Origin of the sequence: Mesorhizobium sp. M7A.F.Ca.CA.001.10.2.1, assembly GCF_003998575.1 — a bacterium.
Classification (GTDB): Bacteria; Pseudomonadota; Alphaproteobacteria; order Rhizobiales; family Rhizobiaceae; genus Mesorhizobium.
The window spans coordinates 1-1,360 of sequence record NZ_RZQY01001030.1 but is presented as its reverse complement, the minus strand read 5'-3'; the positions used below and the strand labels follow the sequence as shown (position 1 = coordinate 1,360).

At 64.1% G+C, this 1,360-nt stretch carries 2 protein-coding genes; both read right to left on the bottom strand.

Features of this window, described 5'->3' with window-relative positions:
* On the bottom strand, positions 1–908 hold a 908-nt coding region (locus EN964_RS34730; RefSeq protein ID WP_206528817.1), incomplete at its 3' end, for a stimulus-sensing domain-containing protein.
* A 20-nt stretch (positions 909–928) separates the two neighbouring features.
* The coding region (locus EN964_RS34725; protein ID WP_164776392.1) for a response regulator transcription factor at positions 929–1,360 on the bottom strand (432 nt) is incomplete at its 5' end.

Here is a 1,360-nt window from a genome sequence, read left to right as displayed (position 1 = left end):
GTGGAGGCAAGCAGCATCGACAGGATGGCGGTGACAAGGGCCGCGATACCGAAGACGCGCAGGATCGCCTTGCGCTCGGCGGCGACGATCTTGTCGATGTCGCCGCCTTCGGTCGACAGCATCAGCACGCCCAGGACGGCACGAAAGCGCTGGATCGGCACCGCCACCGAAACGATCTGCTCCCCCTGCTCGCTGACGCGCACGATGGTCGACGGGCTGCCGGTGAGTGCCTTGACCACTTCCGGGAAAGCGGCGCCATTGCCGCCCGGCTGCTCGTGATAGACCGGCAGCTCGGTGTTGCGGAAGAAGTCGAAGACGAATTTCTGGATGCGCTCGACCAGATCGGGCTCTTCCTCCTCAACCGGCGGCAGGTCGTAGCGCAGGATCTGGCCACGCGAATAGAGGTGGCGTGAATCGAGCAGCAGATTGGCGTCGCGGTCATAGATGCGGGCGCGGGTCCTGGTCGGCGAGATCAGCCTTCGCAGCACCGGGGCGACCCGCTCCGGGTTGATCGGGAAGTCGAGGTTGTCGAGTTGGTCGGAGCCCGGCCCCAGGCTTTCGCCGGCCTGCAGTTCAAGCAGCTTTTCCGGGTCGATGCTGATCGAATCCGTCTCGACCGTCGCCGACGCGGCGATCGCGCCGGCGATGATCTCGCCCTGGGTCATCAGGCTTTCGACGCGGGCGTCGATCAGCCCGTCTCGGAAGGTGTTGAGATAGAGGATGCCGGTCACCAGGACGGCAAGGCCGGCAAGGTTGAGGAACAGGATACGCCGTGTCAGGCTGGAAAAGATATGATGGCCAAGGAAACGGCGCATCGGCACCGTGATCTTCGACACGAAGGACGGCATGATCCGCGACGGCCGCCTGGAGGCGCCCGCCGGTCTTGTTCGCTGTGCTTCCACTGCCATCGAATAGCAGGCCCTGCTACTTATGCTTCGCGGAACCGGTATCCGACTCCGTAAAGGGTTTCGATCATCTCGAAGTCGTCGTCGACGGCCTTGAACTTCTTGCGCAGCCGCTTGATGTGGCTGTCGATGGTGCGGTCGTCGACATAGACCTGTTCATCATAAGCCGAATCCATGAGCGCATCACGGCTTTTTACGACGCCTGGACGCTGCGCCAGCGAATGCAGGATCAGGAACTCGGTGACGGTGAGCGTCACCGGCTCGCCTTTCCAGGTGCAGGTGTGGCGCTCCTGGTCCATGACGAGTTGGCCGCGCTCGAGCGAGCGGGCCTGCTGGCTTGGCGTCTTGGCGGCAGCCTCGCGGGCACTGGCGCGGCGCAGCACGGCGCGCACCCGCTCGACCAGCAGGCGCTGCGAGAAGGGCTTGCGGATGAAATCGTCGGCGCCCATCTTGAG